Genomic DNA, 15,332 nt, shown 5'->3' on the forward strand with positions numbered 1-15,332 from the left:
CCGCGGTTTTTAATATCAGAAAAGCCCCCGCAATAACTGCGGGGGCTTCTTCATTACTTCATCCATTCAGTATGGAAAATGCCTTCTTTATCTGTGCGTTCATACGTATGCGCGCCGAAGTAATCACGCTGCGCTTGAATCAAGTTTGCAGGAAGCACTGCCGTACGGTAGCTGTCGTAATACGCAAGTGCGCTTGAGAACGAAGGTACCGGCACGCCTTGGGCTACGGCAAGTGAAATCACTTGGCGAAGGGCGCCTTGGTAGCTTTCTGCAATGTTTTTGAAGTAGCTGTCTAACAGCAGGTTGTCAAGCTCCGGTTCACGGTCATATGCGTCTTTGATCTTTTGCAGGAACGCCGCGCGGATGATACAGCCGCCGCGGAAGATCATTGCAATTTCACCGTATTTCAGATCCCAGTTATATTCTTCAGACGCGGCTTTCATTTGGGCGAAGCCTTGTGCGTAAGAACAGATTTTACTCATGAAGAGCGCTTTTCTGACCGCTTCAATCAGCTCTTCTTTATTTTCAGTGACCGGCTTAACGTCCGGTCCGGACAGAAGGCCGCTTGCTTTCACACGCTCTTCTTTCATTGCGGAAATGAAACGCGCAAAAACAGATTCAGTGATAATCGGAAGCGGAACGCCTAAGTCAAGAGCACTTTGGCTTGTCCATTTACCCGTTCCTTTTTGGCCTGCTTTATCAAGGATGACGTCAACAAGCGGTTTGCCCGTTTCTTCATCTTTTTTAGTGAAAATGTCAGCCGTGATTTCGATCAGATAGCTGTCAAGCTCTCCTTTGTTCCACTCAGCGAATACTTCGTGAAGCTCTTCGGCAGACAATCCGAGCACCTGTTTCAGAATGAAATATGACTCAGAGATCAGTTGCATGTCACCGTATTCGATACCGTTGTGCACCATTTTTACATAGTGCCCCGCTCCGTCCGGGCCGATGTATGTCGTACAAGCTTCTCCGTCCACTTTAGCAGAAATGGCTTCTAGAATCGGTTTCACGAGTTCGTGCGCTTCCTTTTGGCCGCCCGGCATAATAGAAGGCCCTTTCAGCGCTCCCTCTTCACCGCCTGATACACCCGTTCCGATAAAGTGAATGCCGCTTTCGGCAAGCTCTTTGTTCCGGCGCTGCGTATCTTTATAGTATGTATTTCCGCCGTCAATCAAAATATCGTCTTTTTCCAGATGAGGAAGAAGAGATTGAATCGTCGCATCCGTTGCAGTTCCCGCTTTAACCATTAATAAAATTTTACGGGGTGTTTCAAGAGACTGGACAAACTCCTCAATGCTGTATGTACCGACAACATTTTTGCCTTTTGCCTCTTCTAAAAACTCTTCCGTTTTGCTGCTTGATCTGTTGTATACAGACACAGAAAATCCCCGGCTTTCGATGTTAAGAGCCAGATTTTTACCCATTACCGCAAGACCGATAACTCCGATTTGTTGTTTTGACATATTCTAACGTCCCTTCTTCAAACGTTTAACCATTTTAAAATTTAAATTAAAATAAAATGATATTTATACTAAAGAAATTATCATACATAACCCCTTTTTTCAAGTTATTCACCTTTTCTTTTCATCCTGAAAAAAGTCTCTGTTAAAGCTCGTTCCCCTTGTTTTGCTTTCTTCTTTTTTTATAACGGCGCCTTTTCTGATCAGGTTTTGGCCGTACTTTTCATTCAGCTCGTTCATCATCTGAAAAATCGGCTCATCCTTTGCGTCCTCCTTGAATGAAAACAGATCAAGCTGTTTATACGCCTGCTGTTTTTCAACCAGTTCCGTCCCGGTGATGCCGAGAAGCCTTACCGGATTTTGGTTCCAGTGCTTGTCAAACAGTTCCATCGCCGCTTCCATGATGTCTTTTTTCTGATCAGCCGGATTGCTGAGGGTCATGCTTCTTGTGACCGTTTTCCAATCCGCATACCGAATCATGATGAACAGCCGGCAGGCCATGACCTCCTTACGCTGGAGCCGTTCGCTCACAGACAGCGCGAGCCGGTCAAACACGCCCGTTAATTCATCCCAGTCAGCCGAATCATGCGACAGGGTGGATGAGTTGCCGACGCTTTTAAATTCATAAATCCGCTCGGGATTGACTTCTGCAGGATGGATGCCGTTCGCTTTATCCTTCAGCCTCGGGCCGTTTATGCCGAGAAGCGTTTTCAGCGCATGTTCATCTCCTTTTGCCAAATCACCGATCGTTTTGATGCCGAGCGTTTTTATTTTTTCCGCAGTTTTCGTTCCTATACCGTGCATCTCTTCAATCGGAAGAGGCCATAAGACGTCCGGCAGCTCTCTTTTTCTTAAAATGGTGATGCCGAGCGGTTTTTTCATGTCAGACGCCATTTTGGCGAGAAATTTATTCGGGGCGATGCCGATGCTTGACGGAAGCAAAAGCTCTTTTTGCAGTCTCGCCTGAATGTCTTCGGCTGTCTCATACGCCCTGTGTCTGTGCGGTGTGTCCGTAATATCCATGTATCCTTCATCAATAGAAACAGGCTCGACTAAATCCGTATACTCCCTCAGAATGCTGAACATTTCTTTTGACGAACTCCGGTAGCGGTCAAAATTCGGAGGCACGACGATGAGTTCCGGACAGAGGCGTTTTGCCCGCCACACCGGCATGGTGGTCTTTACGCCCCGCGCTCTCGCTTCGTAGCTGCAGGTGACGATGATCCCTTTCCGTTCCTTCACGTTTCCGGCAACGGCGATAGGTTTTCCTCTTAAAGACGGATCATACGCCATTTCTACGGAGGCATAAAAACTGTTCATATCGATATGAAATATAATTCTCCCTTTTCCGGCCACTCCCGGCGCCTCCTTTCCTTTCATAGACAACCTTATATATATGTAGTAAAATAAGAGCTGAATGGATGTGATAAAATGATTCTTGAGTCAATGAATGACTTTTTATTTTTAGTCGATTTTTTCACAATTATTCTTCCCGCTCTGACCGCGATCGGCATCGCTTTTCTTTTGCGTGAGCGCCGCGCAGGCGAGCATTGGAGAACGAAACGAATAGATGAACATCAAGCAGTCGTTCAGCTGAACCGAACAGACTTTCTTATTATTATATATCATCGCATTACAACTTGGATACGTAAAGTCATCCGCATGAATTCACCGGCGAATGATGATGAAGATGTCAGCTTCCTCCTTTTATAACGGCAAGTGAAGATAAAAAGGAGGAAACATAATTGTCTAAAACATATCAAAAATGGATCGCATTCGGATTATTTTTTATCGTACTGTGCACAGGCCGCTCGGCTTTTGCGGCGACATCTCAGACTCAGACGGGAGGCCTCGGGAATATCGGTTTTTTCCACGATTACCTGATCGAGCCGTTTTCGGCACTTTTAAAAGGTGTGGCGGGCCTGTTCCACGGTGAGTACGGACTGTCGATTATTCTGGTGACGATTATCGTCCGGATCGTTGTATTGCCTTTGTTTGTGAACCAATTTAAGAAACAGCGGGTGTTCCAGGAAAAAATGGCTGTGATCAAACCGCAGGTCGACAGCATTCAGGCTAAAATGAAACAAACGAAAGATGCGGAAAAACAAAAAGAACTGCAAATGGAAATGATGAAGCTTTACCGTGAGCACAATCTGAATCCGATGGCAATGGGATGTCTTCCGATGCTGGTGCAATTCCCGATTTTGATCGGTTTTTATTACGCCATCCGCTCAACGCCGGAAATCGCTTCACACTCATTTCTGTGGTTCAGCTTAGGGCATTCAGATATTCTTGTATCACTGTGCGCGGGGGCCATGTATTTCTTACAGGCTTATATTTCCCAAAAATTAAACGAGAAATATTCACCGGCTGCTCAAAATCCGGCCACGATGCAGTCAGCAAAAATCATGGTCTTTATTTTCCCTGTCATGATGACCATTTTTTCACTTAACGTACCGGCTGCGCTGCCGCTTTACTGGTTTACAAGCGGACTGTTTTTGACAGTGCAGAATGTACTTTTACAGCAGACGCATCATAAAAAGAAACAAGCTGCGGCTCAGGCGGAGCCCGCCAAATCATAATACTGAAACCCTGCCGGAACCTATCCGGCAGGGTTTTTTTCTTGTATCTGCAAAGCTTTAAGCCAATTATTATGAAGAATGAAAAAAGCACCCAATCAACTGGGTGCTTCGTTTTTAGTTGGCCGCTGTTTCGATAATGGCAACGACCATTTCCGCCGTTTTGACGAGCTCTTCAATCGGCATTTTTTCATTTTTCGTATGGATTTGTTCATAGCCTACTGACAGGTTGACTGTCGGAATGCCGTGGCCGGCAATGACGTTTGCGTCACTTCCGCCGCCGCTTGTCTGAAGTTCGCTCGGCCGGCCGATTTTTGCCGCCGCTTTTTTCGCGACTTCCACAACCTGATCGCCGTCCTGATATTTGAAACCCGGATACATGACCGCGATGTCCACTTCCGCGCGGCCTCCCATCTCAGCTGCAGCAGATTCGAAAGCTTCTTTCATTTTCTGCACTTGCGCTTCCATTTTTTCAGGCACTAATGAACGCGCTTCAGCCAGAATATCAACCTGGTCGCAGACGATATTGGTTTGCGTGCCGCCTTCGAAACGTCCGATATTAGCCGTTGTTTCTTTATCAATACGGCCGAGCGGCATTTTAGAGATCGCTTTTGACGCGATTGTAATCGCGGAGATGCCTTTTTCCGGTTCTACTCCCGCATGAGCCGTTTTCCCGAAAATGGTTGCTCTCACTTTCGCTTGTGTCGGCGCGGCTACAATAATGTTGCCGACTTTTCCGTCTGAATCAAGCGCAAAACCGTATTTCGCGGTAATGTCTGAACGATCCATTGCTTTTGCCCCGACTAATCCCGATTCTTCTCCGGCCGTGATAATGAATTCAATGGTGCCGTGCTCGATGTTTTGTTCTTTCAGCACTTTAATGGCTTCAAACATTGCGGCAAGTCCCGTCTTATCATCAGCGCCGAGAATCGTCGTGCCGTCGGATTTTACATAGCCGTCTTCCACAATCGGCTTAACGCCTTTGCCCGGGACAACCGTGTCCATGTGCGATGTGAAATAAATCGTATCCGCATCTTTTGTGCCCTTTAACGTACAGATTAAGTTGCCGGCTCCATGCCCCGTCACTTCTTTTGTATCATCTTCTTTTACGCTCAACCCTAAATCAGTGAATTTTTGTTTGAGCACCTTGCTGATTTCCGCTTCATGTTTTGTCTCTGAATCAATTTGAACGAGTTCAAGAAATTCTTCAAGCAGACGTTTTTCGTTTACCATTTTCAGTTCCCTCCGTTTAAAGCGGTATATTACCGTGCTTTTTTTTCGGTCTTTCCTCTTCCTTATGCGCAAGCATGTCAAATGCCTGAATCAATTTTTTCCTCGAGTCTTCCGGCCGGATGATATCATCCACCATTCCGCAGGCCGCCGCTTTATACGGACCGGCGTTTTCCTTTTCGTATATGGCTTTTTTTTCGCGCTTCGTTTTCTCCGGGTCGTCAGAAGCCTGTATGTCTCTGCTGTATAAAATCGACGCCGCGCCTTCCGCTCCCATCACGGCGATTTCCGCATTGGGCCAGGCGAATACAAGATCTGCCCCGAGCCCTTTCGAATTCATGGCGACATAGGCGCCTCCGTAAGCTTTTCTGATGATGAGCGTCACTTTCGGCACCGTCGCTTCGGCAAAAGCATACAGCAATTTTGCTCCGTGACGGATGATTCCCGCATGTTCCTGCTGAAAGCCCGGGAGAAATCCCGGAACATCAGCGATTGTCAATAACGGAATATGAAACGCGTCGCAAAAACGGATGAATCTCGACGCTTTGTCAGCGGCATCAATCGTGAGGCTCCCCGCCAAGTGTTTCGGCTGGTTTGCGACAACACCGACTGTACGCCGTCCGAGTTTCAGAAAACCGACAACAATGTTTTTGGCAAAATACGGCTGAATGTCAAAAAACGTTCCGTCATCCGCCAGCTCTTTTATTACCTGTAACACATCGTAAGGTTTCGAACTGTCCGCGGGAACGAGGGTATTTAATAACGGTCTGGCGTCTTCCTTTTTAACGGGCAATGCCGTCTGTCCGCCGTGCGGGAGATAAGAAAGCAGGGTTTTCACAGCGGAAAGAGCCTCTTTTTCCGTTCGTGCGGAATAGTGGGCACTTCCGCTTATCACATTATGTATTCCCGCACCGCCTAAACTTTCCGCGTCAATCTGTTCACCCGTAACCTGTTCAATGACTTTCGGGCCTGTAATAAACATGTGCGACGTATGTTCCGCCATAATCACAAAATCCGTCAATGCGGGTGAATAAACAGCACCGCCGGCACACGGCCCAAGGATGACAGAAATTTGCGGAATCACTCCCGAGTAAAGGACGTTGCGCCTAAAGATATGACCGTATCCATTTAATGATACCACACCCTCTTGAATTCTCGCACCACCTGAGTCGTTCAGCCCGATGATCGGGGTTTTGTTTTTCGCCGCCAGATCCATCACCGCCGCGATTTTTTCCGCATGTGTCTCGCCGAGCGTCCCGCCGAGTACGGTAAAGTCATGGGCAAACAAATACACGGGCCGTCCGTCAATTGTGCCGTATCCGGTAACGACTCCGTCTCCCGGAGCATTCCGGCACCCGGGCATGCGGCTCTTGGCAAACGTCTGCAGCTCTGAAAAACTGTCTTCGTCCAATAAATAGTCAATTCTTTCTCTTGCCGTCAGCTTGCCTTTTTTGTGCTGTTTTTCATTTTTTTCCGCTCCGCCGCCGTTTGTTAAAAAGGAACGTCTTTCGTTTAAGTGTCTGATATGATCACTCATGCTCATCTTGAGTTTCTCCTTTTTCAATTGTTTCACAAAGCTCAATCAGGACCCCGTTCGCCTCTTTTGGAGAGAGAAATGCGATCTTCTTCCCGCCCGCGCCGTTTTGCGGTTCATGATGGATCAAAGTCATGCGGCATGATTCAAGCTCCTTGATCGTTTCCTTCATATCGGCGCAGCGGAATGCCAAATGATGCAGTCCTTCGCCTCTTTTCTGTAAAAAAAAGCTGACGGGAGACGCGTCCGACAGCGGCTCAATCAGCTCAAGCTTTGTGCCTCCCGCTTCTAAAAAAGCAACTCTCACATTTTGGCCGCTTACCAGCTCGTCTCCCATATACGTAAACCCGAGCATCCGTTCGTAAAATCCTCTCGCGGCATCAATAGAGCTGACGGCAATGCCGACATGATCAAGTTTTTTCATAGCGCGGCCACCTGCTTTCCGCCATAGGATATGGCTTGTTCATACAAGCAAAACACGTTAAAATGATAGACAGTAATCTTAAGGAGTGAAACAATGTCTCAAAAATTTATGAAAAGCGCCGTCATCGTCATTTTGGGCGTATTTATACTTTCAACCCTCCTCTCAGGCATTATGATGTATTTGCGGTAAAAAAGCAGGCGCCTCATTGCAAGGGGGTTTCCTGCTTTTTTATGAGGGCTTTCCGCTCTATTGCAATGTCCTCGAATGAGCGGTTTTCTTTTGTAATCAATACTTTCGTTCCGGGAGGGATAATCCGGAAAATACGGATGACATCCCGGTTTTTCATACGGATGCAGCCGTTCGATACAAACCCCCCGATCAGCTCTTCTCTGTTTGTTCCGTGAATGCCGTATATCCTGCCGTCGGTGCCTTTCGCGTCAAAACCGATCCAGCGGACGCCGAGCGGGTTTTCCGGCGCGCCTCCCTTTACATTTTTCTTCCGGTAATACGGATTGACGGCTTTGACCGTTATCGTAAATTCTCCTTCAGGCGTCAAATCATCCGTTTTTCCCGTCGCCACCTGATAAATGCCTTCTATTCGGTTATCCTTCACAACAGCAAGCGCATTTGTGGCTTTATTGACGATAATATAAGGGTCACCCGGCAAAGGGTTTGCGCCAAGCGGCCAAAGCGGAGACAGCAGCAGGGCGGCTGACAATAAAAAAAATCGCATGGGCTCCCCTCCTTTTTTCATTAGAATGACCAATGAAAGGAGGACTCATGCGATTGATCCATATGTTTTTTACAGCTTTATGCCTTTGAAATAACTTTTAATCACGAGATATTGTTCCATCTCACCGAGGAGGTGGAACAAAGCCGCCCGCGCTTCAAACTCCTCGCGCGTTGCCGGGAGCGGCATTTCTTCAAATTCCGTTCTCATTTCTGCAAGTCTTTTTAAAAATTTATGAGCGGTATTGCCGGGATGAATGGCTTCCCTTAATTCACGGATGAAATGGGCGATTATTTTGCCTTGCTCCACCGTTATTGAAATAGAGGTAATCTTCGGCAGCAGCCGTTCAATGATTTCAAATTGTTTCTGTCTCATCTTAAAATAATGATAGTAAAGATTTTCATGGCGCAAAATATGATTCTGCACGTCCCGATAGGCGAGGTTTTTCGCCTCTTGAATCATCTGATGCGTCTCCGGTATTTCCTTCCCCGACCAATCTTGCTCACCAGTTAACAAATACCGTTCGATTTCGGCGAAGATGACGGAAAAGTTGTCCTCGATTTTTTTCCGGTACGCCGCGAGTTTTCTGTCGAGGCTCGGCATATACAGATTCATTAACAGCGCGACGCCGATACCTACGGTGATCAGCTGGAACTCATTCCAGATAAACGCCATCGTAATGCCGCCGGACATATATAAATGAAGAATGATTACTGAGCTGGTGACGATCCCTTCGTTTATTTTTAAAACGACTGTAGTCGGAATGAACAGCACCAGCAATATTCCGATCGCAAACGGGTAATAGCCGATCAGCCCGAAAAAGACATATGAGAAGACGATCGCCAATAAACAGGCGGCAAATCGGGCCCACGAGGCCTGAAGCGACCGCTTTTGCGTAATCTGGATGCACAATATGGTGATGATTCCTGCGGATGCGAAGTTTTGCAGATGCAACAGCTGGGCTAAATAAATGGCCAGCGCCGTTCCAAGTGCGGTCTTTAGTGTGCGGTAACCGATTTTAAACATTGCTTGCTCCATTCTGTTTGTTTCTTTCTCAAAAAAAAGAAGAAGAGCATTCTTCTTCTTTTCTTCCAGTTATATTTTATAATATTTTTTCTAAAAAGTCCTGTGCTCTTTTTGACTTCGGAGAAAGAAAAAATTCTTCCGGGTGCCCGTCTTCCACGATCGTCCCTTCATCCATAAATAATACGCGGTCTGCGACTTCTTTGGCAAATCCCATTTCGTGCGTTACGATCACCATTGTCATGCCCGTCTGCGCAAGCTCTTTCATCACCTCAAGAACTTCTTTGACCATTTCCGGGTCAAGAGCCGAGGTCGGTTCATCAAACAGCATGATGTCAGGATTCATGGCAAGCGCCCGCGCGATGGCGACCCGCTGCTTCTGTCCGCCTGACAAACGGTTCGGATAGTCGTTCCGTTTGTCAAGCAGTCCGACTTTTTCAAGGAGAGCGCACGCCTTTTCCTCCGCCTCCTTTTTAGACTCTTTCTTCACGCTGACCGGCGCGTATGTGATATTTTCAAGCACCGTTTTATGAGGAAACAAATGAAAATGCTGAAATACCATGCCGATATTTTCCCGCACTTTCAGTTTATTCGTTTTAGCTGCGGTAATTTCGTTTTCTTTAATGGCAATCGTTCCGCCGCTCGGGGTTTCCAGCAGATTTAAGCAGCGCAGAAACGTTGATTTGCCGGAACCTGAAGGGCCGATGACAGCGACGACTTCCCCTTCTTCGATCTGTGTTGAAATGTTTTTCAGTACTTCATGTTTCCCGAATGATTTTGACAGGTTGTCGACCTTAATCATTGGCTTTCAGCTTCCTTTCTACGCCTTTTCCGATGAATGCTAAGATCAAAACGAGCACGTAATAGATTAAGCCCGCCACAATAAGAGGTTCTAAATAGTTGTATGTTGCGGCGCCGGACTGGTAGGCCCGTCTCATAATGTCGCCGAGACCGATAACTGTGACGATCGCCGATTCTTTCGTTAAGGTGATTAATTCGTTAATAATAGCCGGAGAAATGTTTTTAAACGCCTGCGGCAGCAGCAGATCTTTCATCATTTTTCCGTACGGCACGCCGAGAGCGACGGCAGCCTCTTTTTGTCCTTTGTCAATTGCGTTGATTCCCGCTCTGATAATTTCAGAGACGTAAGCGGCTGAATTGAGCGATAATGCGGTGACTGCCGCCCAAAATTGATCGATCTGAAAGCCGAGGAGCTGCGGCATGCCGAAATAGATGATCATCAGCTGCAGCACGAGCGGCGTGCCGCGGAATATCGAAGTATAAAAATCCGCAATCCATTTCAGCGGACTGATCGTGCTGATTTTAAATAAGCTGAGCACGATTCCTAATACAAGACCGATGACCGCTGAAACGAGCACAATTTTCAATGTGACCGCAAGGCCTTCCAATATAAAAGGAATTTGGGGGATTGTCGCTGAGAAATCCAAATTCATACGTGTGATCTCCTTTGTCTTTATTCAAGATAAAAAGCTCAACGAAAAGTTGAGCTTTCTTTTATTTCTCGTTGGTGAACCATTTTTTCTTCAGTTTTTCGATTTCTCCGTTTTTCTCCATTTCTTTCAGCGCTTTGTTAAACTTCGCTGTCAGATCACTGTCTTTGCGGAACGCAATCGCGGAGCCCGATTCGTCTGATTTCGCATCTGCTGACGCAAAGCCCTGCAGATCTTGATTTGAACTGAAATAGCCTTGTGCTACGATGTCTTCGATAATCGCGGCATCAAAACGCCCGGATTTGATCTCTTCGGTTAAATCTGAGATCCGGTTGCGGTCTTCGAGCTGAAAACCGTATTTCGAAGCGAGCTTCTTGCCTTTTTCCTCTTGAATGGAGCCGAGCTGCACACCGACGGTTTTGCCTTTCAGATCATTCAGGGATTTAATGCTGCTTCCCTTTTTCGTAACAATCATATTGTTAGCAGTATAATAAATATCAGAAAAATCAACTTGCTTTTTCCGTTCCGGCGTAGGTGTCATTCCAGATAAAATCATATCTACCTGCTTGGACTTCAAGGCTGTAATCAGGCTGTTGAAGTCCATGTCCTGCACCTCAATGTCATAGCCGGTCTTTTTGCCCAGAGCTTTCGCCAGATCAACGTCAAACCCGGTGATCTGATCGCCGTCTTTATATTCAAATGGTTTATAGTCAGCCGATGTACCCATAATCAGCTTGTTCTTTCCGCCCTCTGATCCTGAATTGCCTGATCCGCAGGCGGACAGCGCAAAGGTGATACATGCGGCAGCTAATACCAACAGCCATTTCTTCATGATTCATTTCCCCCATATCTACTGATCTCTTAAAATTGAATATTTATTCGTTAACTTGTATTTTAAACACTTTTTAAGTGTGATGCAATACTATTTTTGAAAAATATATTTTCCTTTCTGTGTTTATTATAGTCATTGTTTTTCAGATTAGTGACAGCTGAACACCGATGTATAAATATTTATATTTATACAGATTCCATATAAAAAACCCCCGCAAGCGCTTGGCTCCGGGGTTTTTCTTTCACTTATACTTCTTCACAATATTCTTCAAATGCTTCCTGCAGTTTTGTGACGACGGCCATCGGCTCATGGCCTTCAATTTCATGGCGTTCCACCATTTTCATGATTTTCCCGTCTTTTAAAATGGCAAATGACGGAGAGGACGGCGGATAGCCTTCAAAGTATTCTCTCGCTTTGGCTGTCGCTTCTTTATCCTGTCCGGCAAATACCGTCACAAGCTGATCCGGTCGTTTATCGTAATGTACGGAATGGTACGCGGCAGGCCGTGCAATACCGCCTGCGCATCCGCACACAGAGTTGACCATAACGAGTGTCGTTCCTTTTTTCGAAAGCGCTTCGTCCACTTCCTCAGCGGTTTTCAGCTCTGTATACCCGGCAGCCGTGATTTCCTGGCGGGCTTGACGCACGACATCATTCATAAATAAATTAAAATCCATATTCAACTGGGACCTCTCCTTTTTGATCATCTCTTCTTATGATAGCAAGGAACCTCCCTATCGGCAAATGACACCGCTCATAACCAATTGTTTTTTGACCCTTTTATGTTCCCTATGTAAGTTTATGACCTTTTAAAAACGGGAAACTTGTTAAGGAGATTGTCTGAAATAAAGGAGCAGTCGTATGAGCCAACGGAAAGCAGTATTAATTTATAACGGAAACGCCGGACAAAAACAGATTGATAAAACGCTCGGCACGGTCGTCCCCATTTTGGCCCAGTCAGCTGACGAACTTTTGATTAAACCGACCAAACATCAGGATGATGCCCGTCAGTATTGTGAAAATCTCGACAGTTCAGTTGACCATTTATATATTTTAGGCGGGGACGGCACTGTGCATCAATGCATCAACAGCATCAGCAAGCTTGATCACAGACCCGCTGTCGGCATTTTGCCGGGAGGAACGTGCAACGATTTCTCCCGGGCGCTCGGCATCCCGCAAAACCTTCAAAAGGCCGCTGAAGCGCTCGCGGCCGGACATAAACAGATGATTGACGTCTGTAAAACGGATGACGGCTATTTTCTGAACTTCTGGGGCATCGGATTGATCACCGAAGCATCAAGCCATATCAATGAAACTGAAAAAGCATGGCTTGGTAAAATCAGCTACTTCACGAGCGCCTTGCGGACGATGACAAGCGCGAACCCGTTTCCTGTCAAATTGACGATTGACGGCGAGGTGAAAGAAGACGAAGCCGTAATGGTGCTTGTCATGAACGGGCATTATATCGGGACAAACAGAGTTCCCCTGCCTGATGCCAGCCTCCGGGACGGCTTAGCCGATGTGTTAATCTGCCGCAACACAAGCCTTGCCGCGTTGCGGGAGCTGATGACGATGGAGCAGGGTTCATTTGATGATTTCAAAGGGGAGCTGTCCTATATTCAGGCCTCCAGGATTGAAATCGAAACCGGACGTGAGATGGACGCGGATACAGATGGCGAGGTATACGGAACAACACCTTGTACGATCGAAGTGAAAAAACATCATCTCACTATGCTTGTTCCCGAGGATTCACAATGAAAATAAAAAACTCCTTTTGCCGCCCGGGCAAAAGGAGTTTTTTTAATATACTGACGTATGTTCATCAATGTTTTCTAAGATCTCTTTGACGCGTCCGAGGAATCGGCCGCACACGAGCCCGTCGAGCACTCTGTGATCTAAAGACAGGCAAAGATTAACCATATCACGAACGGCGATCATCCCGTTATTCATGACAACCGGTCGTTTGACGATAGATTCTACCTGAAGAATCGCCGCCTGCGGATGGTTGATAATGCCCATAGATTGAACTGAGCCGAAAGATCCCGTGTTATTGACGGTAAATGTGCCGCCCTGCATATCTTCCGCGGTAAGTTTTCCGTTTCTCACTTTTTTCGCAAGGTCCGTTATTTCTCTGGCTATGCCTTTAATCGTTTTTTCATCAGCATGCTTAATAACCGGAACAAACAGCGAATCTTCCGTGGCAACGGCAATGGAGATGTTGATGTCTTTCTTTTGGACGATTTTGTCTCCCGCCCACATGCTGTTCATCTGCGGGAACTCTTTGAGAGCCTGCGCCGCCGCTTTTACAAAGAAAGCGAAAAACGTTAAATTGAAGCCTTCTTTTTGTTTAAATGAGTCTTTAATGCTGTTTCTGTACGCCGTCATGTTCGTGACGTCGACTTCCATCATCGTCCAGGCATGCGGAATTTCTGTTTTGCTTTTATGCATATTGGCGGCGATGGCTTTTCTGACGCCTGTAACCGGAATTTCAATATCACCGGCTGACAGAGCGGGTGCCGGTGCTTGTTTTTGCTGTTGTTTCGGCGCTTGTTGCGTTGTTTGAACAGCAGCCGGCGCCGGTGCTTCCGATTTCTGCTTCATTCCCGAATCAATGATCTTATGAATGTCTTTTCGCGTAATTCTTCCGCCTGCACCCGTTCCTTCAACTTCTTCAAGCTGAATGCCGTGTTCTCCCGCTAATCTGAGCACGGCCGGCGAATAACGCGCTTTATTTGACTGATCTTTACCTTGACGGTTTGCACCGGTGTCTGAAGGGGTATTCTGCTCTTCTTCCCGCTTCGGCGCCTCTTCGGTTTCCGTTTCTTCTGTTTCAATTTTGCAGATAATCTCGCCGACTGCAAGAGTCTGGCCTTCTTCTCCTACAAGTTCTGTAATCGTACCGGTAAAAGAAGACGGCACCTCCGCATTCACTTTATCCGTCATGACCTCCGCGATGGGGTCATATTTATTCACTTGATCACCGGGGGATACCAGCCACTTGCTGATCGTCCCTTCCGTCACGCTCTCTCCGAGCTGAGGCATAGCCATTTGTTCAATCGCCATGTCAAAAACCTCCTTACGTCTTTAAAACTCCGCTAATTCTCTCATCGCGGCTTCTGCTTTGTCAGGATTCATCATGAAGTATTTTTCCATTGTCGGCGCATAAGGCATTGCCGGAACGTCAGGACCTGCAAGCCGCTTGATCGGCGCGTCTAAATCAAATAAGCAGTTTTCTGAAATAATGGCGGCGACCTCGCTCATAATACCGCCTTCTTTCGTATCTTCCGTGATCAGCAATACTTTTCCCGTTTTAGAAGCAGCTTCAATGATGGCTTCTTTATCTAACGGATAAACCGTACGCAAGTCTAATACGTGCGTGGAAATTCCGTCTTTTTCAAGACGCTCGGCAGCCTGCAGAGCAAAATGGACGCATAATCCGTACGTAATGACAGTAATGTCGCTGCCTTCGCGTTTTACATCCGCCTTTCCGATCGGAAGGACGTAATCATCCGCAGGGACTTCGCCTTTAATCAGGCGGTACGCCCTCTTATGTTCGAAAAACAGCACCGGATCTTCGTCACGGACTGCAGCTTTCAACAGCCCTTTTGCGTCATAAGGAGTTGAAGGCATGACAATTTTAAGGCCCGGCTGGTTGGCAAAAATGGCCTCCACAGATTGGGAATGATACAACGCGCCGTGCACGCCGCCGCCGTAAGGCGCTCTGATGACCATCGGACAGCTCCAATCATTGTTTGAACGGTAGCGTATTTTTGCCGCTTCTGAAATGATTTGGTTGACCGCAGGCAGAATGAAATCGGCAAACTGCATCTCGGCAATCGGGCGCATGCCGTACATCGCGGCGCCGATCCCGACACCGGCAATCGCTGATTCAGCAAGCGGCGTATCCATCACCCGCTCTTCTCCGAACTGTTCATAGAGACCCGCCGTTGCTTTAAACACGCCGCCTTTTCTCCCGACGTCTTCCCCGAGAACAAAAACGCGCGGATCTCTTTCCATTTCTTCTTTCATTGCTGCATTAATACTGTCAATATAAGACATTACAGACATA

17 protein-coding genes are annotated in these 15,332 nt (G+C 46.9%); 4 read left to right on the top strand and 13 right to left on the bottom strand.

Translation table 11 applies throughout. The features are described 5' to 3' along the window. Positions 1–53: 53 nt before the first annotated feature. Positions 54–1,463 carry an NADP-dependent phosphogluconate dehydrogenase gene (gndA, locus tag G9F75_RS02780; RefSeq protein ID WP_003153241.1) on the bottom strand — a complete coding sequence of 470 codons (1,410 nt, stop codon included), beginning with the start codon at positions 1,461–1,463 and terminating at the stop codon, positions 54–56. 108 nt (positions 1,464–1,571) lie between these two features. Beyond that, positions 1,572–2,816, bottom strand: coding sequence for a DNA polymerase IV (locus tag G9F75_RS02785; RefSeq protein WP_029973901.1), 1,245 nt, complete (start codon positions 2,814–2,816; stop codon positions 1,572–1,574). Positions 2,817–2,891: 75 nt separating this feature from the next. Here G9F75_RS02785 and G9F75_RS02790 point away from each other — a divergent pair, with 75 nt between their 5' ends. Then, positions 2,892–3,173: a hypothetical protein gene (locus G9F75_RS02790; protein ID WP_003153239.1), complete on the top strand. Its 282-nt coding sequence runs from the start codon at positions 2,892–2,894 to the stop codon at positions 3,171–3,173. A 32-nt stretch (positions 3,174–3,205) separates the two neighbouring features. Beyond that, positions 3,206–4,042, top strand: coding sequence for a membrane protein insertase YidC (locus G9F75_RS02795; RefSeq protein WP_022552990.1), 837 nt, complete (start codon positions 3,206–3,208; stop codon positions 4,040–4,042). Between the two features lie 114 nt (positions 4,043–4,156). Here G9F75_RS02795 and G9F75_RS02800 read toward each other — a convergent pair whose 3' ends face one another. Genes G9F75_RS02800 through mce form a run of 3 tightly spaced genes read right to left on the bottom strand, consistent with a single transcriptional unit; the run spans position 4,157 to position 7,227 of the window. Beyond that, on the bottom strand, positions 4,157–5,272 hold the full coding sequence (locus G9F75_RS02800) for a tripeptidase T (RefSeq protein ID WP_003153237.1): 1,116 nt from the start codon (positions 5,270–5,272) through the stop codon (positions 4,157–4,159). A 16-nt stretch (positions 5,273–5,288) separates the two neighbouring features. After that, on the bottom strand, positions 5,289–6,812 hold the full coding sequence (locus G9F75_RS02805; protein ID WP_370531141.1) for an acyl-CoA carboxylase subunit beta: 1,524 nt from the start codon (positions 6,810–6,812) through the stop codon (positions 5,289–5,291). After that, a complete protein-coding gene (gene mce, locus G9F75_RS02810) occupies positions 6,799–7,227 on the bottom strand; it encodes a methylmalonyl-CoA epimerase (RefSeq protein ID WP_100261891.1) in 429 nt (142 codons plus the stop codon). Before mce ends, G9F75_RS02805 begins: the two co-directional genes overlap by 14 nt. A 93-nt stretch (positions 7,228–7,320) precedes the next feature. Here mce and prli42 point away from each other — a divergent pair, with 93 nt between their 5' ends. Continuing rightward, positions 7,321–7,416, top strand: coding sequence for a stressosome-associated protein Prli42 (gene prli42 / locus G9F75_RS02815; RefSeq protein WP_007408390.1), 96 nt, complete (start codon positions 7,321–7,323; stop codon positions 7,414–7,416). Positions 7,417–7,429: 13 nt separating this feature from the next. On the opposite strand, the gene G9F75_RS02820 is transcribed toward prli42, so the two are convergent. The 6 genes from G9F75_RS02820 to brxB form a co-directional block, all read right to left on the bottom strand. After that, positions 7,430–7,960: a L,D-transpeptidase gene (locus tag G9F75_RS02820; RefSeq protein ID WP_017418105.1), complete on the bottom strand. Its 531-nt coding sequence runs from the start codon at positions 7,958–7,960 to the stop codon at positions 7,430–7,432. 69 nt (positions 7,961–8,029) lie between these two features. Then, complete coding sequence (locus G9F75_RS02825) at positions 8,030–8,983, bottom strand: aromatic acid exporter family protein (protein ID WP_029326084.1); 954 nt, start codon at positions 8,981–8,983, stop codon at positions 8,030–8,032. Between the two features lie 76 nt (positions 8,984–9,059). Continuing rightward, positions 9,060–9,782 carry an arginine ABC transporter ATP-binding protein ArtM gene (gene artM, locus G9F75_RS02830; RefSeq protein WP_094296026.1) on the bottom strand — a complete coding sequence of 241 codons (723 nt, stop codon included), beginning with the start codon at positions 9,780–9,782 and terminating at the stop codon, positions 9,060–9,062. Then, positions 9,775–10,434, bottom strand: coding sequence for an arginine ABC transporter permease ArtQ (artQ, locus tag G9F75_RS02835; RefSeq protein WP_003153227.1), 660 nt, complete (start codon positions 10,432–10,434; stop codon positions 9,775–9,777). Before artQ ends, artM begins: the two co-directional genes overlap by 8 nt. Before the next feature lie 61 nt (positions 10,435–10,495). Continuing rightward, a complete protein-coding gene (gene artP, locus G9F75_RS02840; protein WP_167408918.1) occupies positions 10,496–11,263 on the bottom strand; it encodes an arginine ABC transporter substrate-binding protein ArtP in 768 nt (255 codons plus the stop codon). 245 nt (positions 11,264–11,508) lie between these two features. Beyond that, positions 11,509–11,946 (bottom strand): bacilliredoxin BrxB, encoded by a 438-nt coding sequence (brxB, locus tag G9F75_RS02845; protein WP_003153223.1) that lies wholly within the window; start codon positions 11,944–11,946, stop codon positions 11,509–11,511. A gap of 178 nt (positions 11,947–12,124) precedes the next feature. Here brxB and G9F75_RS02850 point away from each other — a divergent pair, with 178 nt between their 5' ends. Next, on the top strand, positions 12,125–13,021 hold the full coding sequence (locus G9F75_RS02850) for a YegS/Rv2252/BmrU family lipid kinase (RefSeq protein WP_022552989.1): 897 nt from the start codon (positions 12,125–12,127) through the stop codon (positions 13,019–13,021). Positions 13,022–13,063: 42 nt separating this feature from the next. Here the strand turns inward: G9F75_RS02850 and G9F75_RS02855 are convergent, their stop codons facing one another. Further along, entirely contained in the window at positions 13,064–14,326 is a 1,263-nt protein-coding gene (locus tag G9F75_RS02855; protein WP_072177501.1) for a dihydrolipoamide acetyltransferase family protein, read from the bottom strand. 21 nt (positions 14,327–14,347) lie between these two features. Continuing rightward, the gene (bfmBAB, locus tag G9F75_RS02860; RefSeq protein WP_014418335.1) at positions 14,348–15,331 is read right to left on the bottom strand and encodes a 3-methyl-2-oxobutanoate dehydrogenase subunit beta; all 984 of its coding nucleotides are present in this window, start codon (positions 15,329–15,331) and stop codon (positions 14,348–14,350) included. Position 15,332: the final 1 nt, after the last annotated feature.

Origin of the sequence: Bacillus sp. EKM208B (assembly GCF_011800725.1) — a bacterium.
In the GTDB taxonomy this organism is placed as follows: domain Bacteria; phylum Bacillota; class Bacilli; order Bacillales; family Bacillaceae; genus Bacillus; species Bacillus velezensis.

What these genes read in the sequence shown, in the direction of transcription:
- G9F75_RS02800 (WP_003153237.1), bottom strand. Translation starts at nt 5,272, where the DNA reads ATGGTAAACGAAAAACGTCTGCTTGAAGAATTTCTTGAACTCGTTCAA.
- G9F75_RS02790 (WP_003153239.1), top strand. Translation starts at nt 2,892, where the DNA reads ATGATTCTTGAGTCAATGAATGACTTTTTATTTTTAGTCGATTTTTTC.
- G9F75_RS02855 (WP_072177501.1), bottom strand. Translation starts at nt 14,326, where the DNA reads ATGGCGATTGAACAAATGGCTATGCCTCAGCTCGGAGAGAGCGTGACG.
- G9F75_RS02805 (WP_370531141.1), bottom strand. Translation starts at nt 6,812, where the DNA reads ATGAGCATGAGTGATCATATCAGACACTTAAACGAAAGACGTTCCTTT.
- bfmBAB (WP_014418335.1), bottom strand. Translation starts at nt 15,331, where the DNA reads ATGTCTGTAATGTCTTATATTGACAGTATTAATGCAGCAATGAAAGAA.
- artP (WP_167408918.1), bottom strand. Translation starts at nt 11,263, where the DNA reads ATGAAGAAATGGCTGTTGGTATTAGCTGCCGCATGTATCACCTTTGCG.
- gndA (WP_003153241.1), bottom strand. Translation starts at nt 1,463, where the DNA reads ATGTCAAAACAACAAATCGGAGTTATCGGTCTTGCGGTAATGGGTAAA.
- G9F75_RS02850 (WP_022552989.1), top strand. Translation starts at nt 12,125, where the DNA reads ATGAGCCAACGGAAAGCAGTATTAATTTATAACGGAAACGCCGGACAA.
- mce (WP_100261891.1), bottom strand. Translation starts at nt 7,227, where the DNA reads ATGAAAAAACTTGATCATGTCGGCATTGCCGTCAGCTCTATTGATGCC.
- G9F75_RS02820 (WP_017418105.1), bottom strand. Translation starts at nt 7,960, where the DNA reads ATGCGATTTTTTTTATTGTCAGCCGCCCTGCTGCTGTCTCCGCTTTGG.
- G9F75_RS02825 (WP_029326084.1), bottom strand. Translation starts at nt 8,983, where the DNA reads ATGTTTAAAATCGGTTACCGCACACTAAAGACCGCACTTGGAACGGCG.
- prli42 (WP_007408390.1), top strand. Translation starts at nt 7,321, where the DNA reads ATGTCTCAAAAATTTATGAAAAGCGCCGTCATCGTCATTTTGGGCGTA.
- artQ (WP_003153227.1), bottom strand. Translation starts at nt 10,434, where the DNA reads ATGAATTTGGATTTCTCAGCGACAATCCCCCAAATTCCTTTTATATTG.
- artM (WP_094296026.1), bottom strand. Translation starts at nt 9,782, where the DNA reads ATGATTAAGGTCGACAACCTGTCAAAATCATTCGGGAAACATGAAGTA.